A 7597-nucleotide genomic window follows, 5' to 3' on the forward strand; every position below is an offset into this window, starting at 1 on the left:
ATTTTAAACTATCCATTTGTATTAGATTATAAACTGTTAAAAATAAAAAATGCATCTTAACAATAAGATGCATTTTTTATTTATTTTATTTTTATTTCCGGAAACTACATCGTTTCCATCTTAAACGTCATGCTTTCAATAACTTTCAGGATCGCTTCTACCGTATCCATTGAAGTTAAACAAGGAACGCCGTTTTCCACGCTCATTCTCCTGATCTGGAAGCCGTCTCTTTCAGACTGTTTTCCTTTGGTCATGGTGTTTACCACATACTGAACCTTTCCTTTCTGAATCAGGTCAATCAGGTTTACGCTTTCCTCTCCGATTTTGTAGCCTATTTTACAAGGAATGCCCTGCTCGCTGAAGAATTTAGCCGTTCCTTCCGTTGCCCAGATCCTGAACCCTACTTCATGGAATCTCGCCGCCAGATCTGCCGCTTCCTGCTTATGTTTGTCCGCTACCGTGAACAGGATCGAGCCGTGCATCGGAACTTTTCTTCCTGCCGCAACCAATCCTTTGTACAATGCTTTTTCAAGCGTGGTATCTTTCCCCATCACTTCTCCTGTGGATTTCATTTCAGGTCCTAAAGAGATGTCAACCTTCGTTAATTTTGAGAAAGAGAATACCGGAACTTTTACAAAAACACCTTCTTTATTGGGAACCAGTCCGTTCTTGTAACCTAAATCGGTTAATTTCTGGCCTAAAATTGCTTTGGTCGCTAAATTGGCCATCGGAACTTCTGTGATTTTAGATAAGAAAGGAACGGTTCTGGATGATCTTGGATTTACTTCAATCACATATACATTTCCTTCGAAAAGAACGTACTGGATATTCATTAACCCGATTACTTTCAATCCTTTAGCCAATCTCTGCGTATAATCTACCAGCGTCTCAACTTCGCTTGGTGAAATATTCTGTGGAGGATATACCGCAATTGAGTCTCCGGAGTGAACCCCTGCTCTCTCGATATGCTCCATAATCCCCGGAATGATTACCGTTTCACCGTCGCAGATGGCATCCACTTCAATTTCTTTTCCAACCATGTATCTGTCGACCAGAACCGGGTGCTCCGGACTTGCATCTACGGCAAATTCCATATAATGAGACAGTTCAGCTTCGGTATAGACGATTTCCATGGCTCTTCCTCCTAAAACGTAGCTCGGACGAACCAATACCGGATACCCAATTTCGTTGGCAATTTCTATCGCCTCTTCTTTTGAAGTCGAGGTTTTTCCTAAAGGCTGCGGAATTCCCATTTCCTGAAGGGCTTTTTCAAATTTATCCCTGTTTTCGGCTCTATCTAAATCTTCCAGAGAAGTTCCTAAGATCTGAACGCCGTGAGAGGCAAGTTTATCGGCTAAGTTGATGGCTGTCTGTCCGCCGAACTGAACCACCACGCCCATCGGTTTTTCAAGCTCGATGATGTTCATGACATCTTCTTCCGTCAGCGGCTCGAAGTATAATTTATCCGATATGGAGAAATCCGTGGAAACCGTTTCAGGGTTGTTGTTGATAATGATGGCTTCATATCCCATTTCTTTGATTGCCCAAACCGAGTGAACCGTTGCGTAATCAAACTCAACCCCCTGCCCGATTCTGATCGGTCCGGAACCGAGAACAATAATTTTATTTTTATCAGAAGCTACACTTTCATTTTCTTCTTCGTACGTTCCGTAGAAATAAGGCGTTTCGCTTTCAAATTCCGCAGCGCAGGTGTCTACCATTTTGTATACCGGCATTACCCCGTTTTCTTTTCTGAAATTGAAGATTTCACGTTCTTTTACATCCCAAAGCACGGCAATATTAACATCGGCAAACCCTAATTTCTTGGCCTGGATTAAAGTTTCCTTGTCAAATTTGTTATCTGCAATTGTTTTTTCGAAATCAATTAATTTCTTGATTTTCCAGATGAAGAATTTATCAATCTTACTCCATTCAACAATCTGTTCCCAGTCATATCCTCTTCTTAAAGCATCCCCGATGATGAATAATCTTTCGTCATCACACACCCTGATTCTTCTTTCAATTTCTTCTTCGGTAAGCGCTTCTGCCTGTTTGGTTTTTAAACCGACATGCTTGATTCCTGTTTCCAGAGAACGGATGGCTTTCTGTAAAGACTCCTCGAAGTTTCTTCCGATGGCCATTACTTCACCTGTCGCTTTCATCTGTGTTGATAATCTTCTGTCTGCCGTTTCAAATTTATCGAACGGGAATCTCGGGAACTTGGTTACTACGTAATCCAGGGCCGGCTCGAAGCAGGCATATGTTTTTCCGGTCACCGGATTCATGATTTCATCTAAAGTTAATCCTACCGCGATTTTTGCAGCAATTTTAGCAATCGGATAACCGGTTGCCTTACTGGCCAGAGCGGATGAACGGGAAACCCGTGGATTTACCTCAATGATATAATAGTCAAATGAATGCGGGTCCAAAGCCAGCTGTACGTTACATCCGCCTTCAATTCCCAAAGCCCTGATGATTTTTAAGGATGCATTTCTCAACAATTGGTATTCCCTGTCAGAAAGTGTCTGAGAAGGTGCCACCACGATGGAGTCACCTGTGTGTACACCTACCGGATCTATATTTTCCATGTTACAAACCACAATCGCGTTGTCGTTTGCATCACGCATTACTTCGTATTCAATTTCTTTGAAACCGGCAATTGATTTTTCAATAAGACACTGCGTTACGGGACTGTATTTCAACCCTAATTCCGCAATTTCCTTCAATTCAACTTCATTGGAAGCGATCCCTCCTCCGGTTCCGCCCATGGTGAAGGCAGGACGCACAATTACCGGATACCCGATTCTGTCCGCAAAGTTCAATGCTCCTTCTACCGTGTTGACGATATCAGACTCAGGAACGGGTTCATTCAGTTCCCTCATCAGTTCCCGGAACAAATCCCGGTCTTCCGCCCTGTTGATGGCTGAAAGTTTTGTGCCCAGAACCTCAACCTTGCATTCTTCAAGAATCCCGGATTTTTCCAGCTCTACCGCCATGTTCAGTCCGGTCTGGCCGCCAAGTGTCGGTAAAAGTGCATCCGGACGTTCTTTTCTGATGATGTGACTGACAAACTGAAGGGAAATCGGCTCGATGTATACTTTATCTGCGATTTCAACATCCGTCATGATCGTTGCCGGGTTTGAATTGATCAGGATCACCTTGTAGCCTTCTTCTCTCAAAGATAAACAGGCCTGCGTTCCCGCGTAATCAAATTCCGCCGCCTGACCGATGATGATGGGACCGGAACCGATTACTAAAATTGTTTTTATGTCGTTTCTTTTCATTTTTTTCTTTTTTATTATTCCATGGATTTCATCCGTGGCTATTATTGTTGAACCATTTCATGGTTCTGTAGTTTTATATTTTGGGGCAGCCACGGAGTGGCTGAACTTTAATAGCCGTAGGTGAAACCTATGGATTGGATCGTTAAATCATATTCAGACAACCCATAAAATGGGTTGAATATTAATTACCAAAGATATTTTTCATCAAATTCCACTCCATGAGATTTAAGCAGGTCCTTATATTCAACCTCGAAAGATGCATTCTGATGATGCTCTTTTTGGTTTTCAATATAATTGATAATCATTTCCTTTTCTCTTTCGGAATAAGTGAATGCACCGTAACCAGTTTGCCATTCTTCAAAATCAGGAAATAATCCGCTCTGCTTTATCCATAAGTTGCTTGAAACCTTAATGTCCTTTACAAAACTGCTTAAGGAAACCGAGGGGTGCAGATCTGTAAATAAATGAATATGATCCGGCATTCCGTTAATTTTATACAGTTTACAGTTTTTATTTTTAACAATTCCTCCAATATATCTGTATAAATAATCTTCATACTCAATATTTAACACAGGCATTCTGTGCTTTGTACTAAATACAATCTGATAATATATTTGGCGGAAGGTTGACATTTATATTAAATACAGTTTACTGGTTTCCACTCTTAAAACCCTCCATCAGTTCTATGAAATCATCAAATAAATAATTTGCATCTTCCGGGCCCGGACTTGCCTCCGGGTGATACTGAACGGAGAAACAAGGGTGAATTTTGTGTTTCAGGCCTTCATTGGTTCTGTCGTTTAATGCGATGTGTGTTTCTATAAGGTCTGTAGCTTTTAAACTTTCCTGATCAACGGCATACCCGTGGTTTTGGGAAGTGATGGCCACTTTATTTTTTTCTAAATCCAGTACCGGGTGGTTTCCTCCGCGGTGTCCGAATTTTAGTTTGAACGTTTTTGCACCACAGGCCAGGCCGATTAACTGGTGTCCTAAACAGATTCCGAAGATTGGAACTTTTCCTAGCAGTCCGCGGATCATTTCCAGAGCCTGCTGGTTGTCTTCAGGATCGCCGGGGCCGTTGGACAGCATCACGCCGTCAGGATCCATCAATAAAATGTCTTCCGCAGTTACATTCTGGGAAACAACGGTGATATCACAGTTCCGCTGAGACAGTTCCCTGATAATTCCTAATTTGGAACCGAAATCAACCAATACCACTTTCAGGCCTCTGCCTGGATTGGCGTAAGGCGTTTTGGTGGAAACCTGCTCTACCTGGTTGGTAGGGAAAGTGGTTGATTTCAATTCTGAAACCACCGTACTTTCGTCAGCATCAGCATTCACGATTTTTCCTTTTACCACGCCATGGTTACGGAGAATCCGGGTCAGTCTCCGGGTGTCGATCCCTGAAATCCCTGACAGGTTTTTCTTTTTAAATAATTCGTCTAAAGTAATCTGAGTACGGAAATTGGATGGCAGGTCACAAAGCTCTTTTACGATAAGACCTTTGATTGCCGGCTCAATACTTTCATAATCATCTCTATTAATCCCATAGTTTCCGATAAGCGGATACGTCATGCAGACAATCTGACCGCAGTAAGACGGATCCGAAATCAGTTCCTGATACCCTGTCATTCCGGTATTGAAAACCACCTCTCCCGCAGTTTCCAAGGCTGCCCCGAAACCTTCTCCATGAAATACTTCACCGGACTCCAGTATTAACTTTTTCTTCATTTTTTAAATTAGATATTAGATTTTAGAAATTAGAAGTTGGACTTCTGCATTCTGTTATTTTATTTCTTATTCTTTCTATTTATAATTTCTTTTGTAAAATGTATAATGTAAGTTGTAGTGGTGTAGTTTTTACTTTGTACATTATACTTTTTACAATTCTTTAAAAGTATGCCCTTCTTTTTCCAATGCTTCTTTCAGGATAGCCATCCTTGCATACACCCCGTTTTCCATCTGCTTGAAGATTCTTGAACGCTCACATTCCACCAGGTCGGTATCAATTTCCACGCCCCGGTTAATGGGTGCCGGATGCATAATAATTGCTCCTTCTTTCATTGCTTTTTCCCTGATTTTGGTCAGTCCGTATTTTCTGTGGTATTCTGATGCGGAAAAGCTCATTTTGGCATCATGGCGTTCATGCTGGATTCTTAACAGCATCAGGACATCCACTTCAGCAATCAGCTGTTCCACCGCCAAGTAGGTTCCGTTAATAAGGGCACCCTCATCAAACCACTGTTCAGGGCCTGAAAAATATACTTTTGCGCCTAATCTTCTCAGCGCTTCTGCATTTGAATTGGCAACACGGCTGTGTTTTACATCACCCACGATCCCTACTTTCAACCCTTCAAACTTCCCGAATTCCTGGTAAATCGTCATCAGGTCCAGCATACATTGTGACGGATGATTTCCTGTTCCGTCCCCTCCGTTGATCACCGGAATGCTGATGTTTTTAAGATCGTCAAAATACCGGTCTTTTTTATCCCTGATCACGACCAGATTTACGCCCAGGCTCTCAATGGTCTTTACCGTATCGTACAGGCTTTCGCCTTTGTTCACAGAACTGTTTGAGGCATCGAAAGGGACTACCTGAAGGCCCAGTTTCCTTTCAGCAATATCAAAGCTGGTCTTTGTTCTGGTGCTGTCTTCAAAGAAAAGGTTTGAACAAAAAACTTCCCCTTCAATTTTAGCCGTTTTACCCTTGGCAAAAGCTATGGCTTCTGTCAGTATCCTGTTGATTCTCTCGGTGCTCAGTTCTGTAATCGTAAACATAATAACTCAAATTTTTTACAAAAAAAAAGCGAAGAAAATATCTTCGCTTAAAATAAATAAATATCGTAAAGGGCGTCTACGCCCGGTAATTCTAATGATATAAATACTGTGTTATTCATTAGGTGCAAAGATATAACAATTTTATAAATCTGCAAAAGAAAATATGACTTAGTTAAAATACCACAATAATACCATAATTTAATTTTTATATATTATTTTTGTGGCCATTCAATCATAATTATATGGATTTAAAAGACAAAATGATTCTCAGCATCGTTCAGGAAAATTCTACGCTGTCCGTAAAAGAAATTTCAGAAAGAATCGGTCTTACTTTTACGCCTACCTATGAAAGGATCAAACAGCTGGAGAAAAACGGGATCATAGAGAAATACGTCGGTCTTCTGAACCGTGAAAAATTAGGGTTGAATATTGTGGTCTACTGCAATGTCCGTCTTAAAGAACAGTCCCAGAAAGTGCTCGAAAGCTTTGAGAAGAATATCGGAAAATATGATGAAGTACAGGAGGTAATCAGCCTTTCCGGGGAATATGATTATATGCTGAAAATCATTGCGAAAGATGTTAATTCTTATAATGATTTTACCGTCAACGTAATTTCCAATATTCCGAATATCGGTCAGTATCACAGTTCTATTGTGCTTAATGAAGTAAAAAAATCCACCAAGTTTAAAATTGACCTGGCATAAATTTAAGAGTCCGCTATAATCGGGCTATATGATCTGCCGGTTTACCGGAGGTCAATCAGCGCTCCTTTTAAATTAAAATGATTCCACTATTGCTGTGGGAATTTCCGGCACTTTCCTGATGGATTGATAAAGACTTTTCTCAAATCTTATTTATTATTCAGTCCTGCCCTTTTTACATATCCATTTCCCAAAATACATTCATTTTTCATTGTCTTATAAGCATGAATTTTACCGTAAAAAGTAAATATTGCTAAATTATTATATATTTGCTAAAATACTATACATGGAAAATATCTGCCCGAAATGTAAAAGCGATAAAGTGGTTAAAAGCGGAATCATCAATGAGAAGCAAAGATTCCATTGTAAAGAATGCAGCTATTATTTTACGGTTAAAAAACTGGGTAAAAAAATAGATGATTATTATGTAACCAAAGCACTTCAACTCTACCTTGAAGGCCTCAGTTTCCGCGAAATAGAAAGGATTATCGGTGTATCCCATGTAACGGTAAGCTCATGGATCAAAAAATACAATATCACAAGACCGCCGCATTCTGATTTTCATCCTGTTTACAAAATTTTAAAGCAAAATGAGCTGATTGACTATATTTCAAAAGAAGAAAACATCAAAGATTCCGGCTTGATTATTACCCAGTTTGCCGATAAGTATATGCTGATTAAATGGGAAAGGTTTAAAAAATAGGTTTTAGAAGTTATGAGTTATAAATGATGAGTTTTGAGTTCTTCAACAAGAATTTATACAACTATTTAGTTTAAACCGAGCAATCTTGCGAAAAGACTCTGTGTCAATTGGAAGTCGAAGGATTTCTTTTC

At 40.1% G+C, this 7597-nt stretch carries 6 protein-coding genes; 2 read left to right on the forward strand and 4 right to left on the reverse strand.

Annotated elements, in window-relative coordinates:
- Positions 1–104: 104 nt before the first annotated feature.
- The 4 genes from carB to ASE55_RS02160 all read right to left on the reverse strand — a co-directional run bounded on the left by carB (position 105) and on the right by ASE55_RS02160 (position 6062).
- Positions 105–3284, reverse strand: a complete 3180-nt coding sequence (carB, locus tag ASE55_RS02145; protein ID WP_056214908.1) for a carbamoyl-phosphate synthase large subunit — start codon at positions 3282–3284, stop codon at positions 105–107.
- A gap of 185 nt (positions 3285–3469) precedes the next feature.
- Entirely contained in the window at positions 3470–3916 is a 447-nt protein-coding gene (gene tnpA / locus ASE55_RS02150) for an IS200/IS605 family transposase (RefSeq protein ID WP_056214909.1), read from the reverse strand.
- Between the two features lie 16 nt (positions 3917–3932).
- Positions 3933–5015 carry a carbamoyl phosphate synthase small subunit gene (locus tag ASE55_RS02155; protein ID WP_056214911.1) on the reverse strand — a complete coding sequence of 361 codons (1083 nt, stop codon included), beginning with the start codon at positions 5013–5015 and terminating at the stop codon, positions 3933–3935.
- Between the two features lie 150 nt (positions 5016–5165).
- A complete protein-coding gene (locus tag ASE55_RS02160) occupies positions 5166–6062 on the reverse strand; it encodes an aspartate carbamoyltransferase catalytic subunit (RefSeq protein WP_056214914.1) in 897 nt (298 codons plus the stop codon).
- Positions 6063–6304: 242 nt separating this feature from the next.
- On the opposite strand from ASE55_RS02160, the gene ASE55_RS02165 reads away from it, so the two are divergent.
- Both ASE55_RS02165 and ASE55_RS02170 read left to right on the forward strand, forming a co-directional pair.
- Positions 6305–6766 carry an Lrp/AsnC family transcriptional regulator gene (locus tag ASE55_RS02165; protein WP_056214917.1) on the forward strand — a complete coding sequence of 154 codons (462 nt, stop codon included), beginning with the start codon at positions 6305–6307 and terminating at the stop codon, positions 6764–6766.
- Positions 6767–7049: 283 nt separating this feature from the next.
- Positions 7050–7466 (forward strand): helix-turn-helix domain-containing protein, encoded by a 417-nt coding sequence (locus ASE55_RS02170; protein WP_056214920.1) that lies wholly within the window; start codon positions 7050–7052, stop codon positions 7464–7466.
- The last annotated feature ends 131 nt before the right edge of the window (positions 7467–7597 follow it).

Origin of the sequence: Chryseobacterium sp. Leaf201 (assembly GCF_001421435.1) — a bacterium.
In the GTDB taxonomy this organism is placed as follows: Bacteria; Bacteroidota; Bacteroidia; order Flavobacteriales; family Weeksellaceae; genus Chryseobacterium.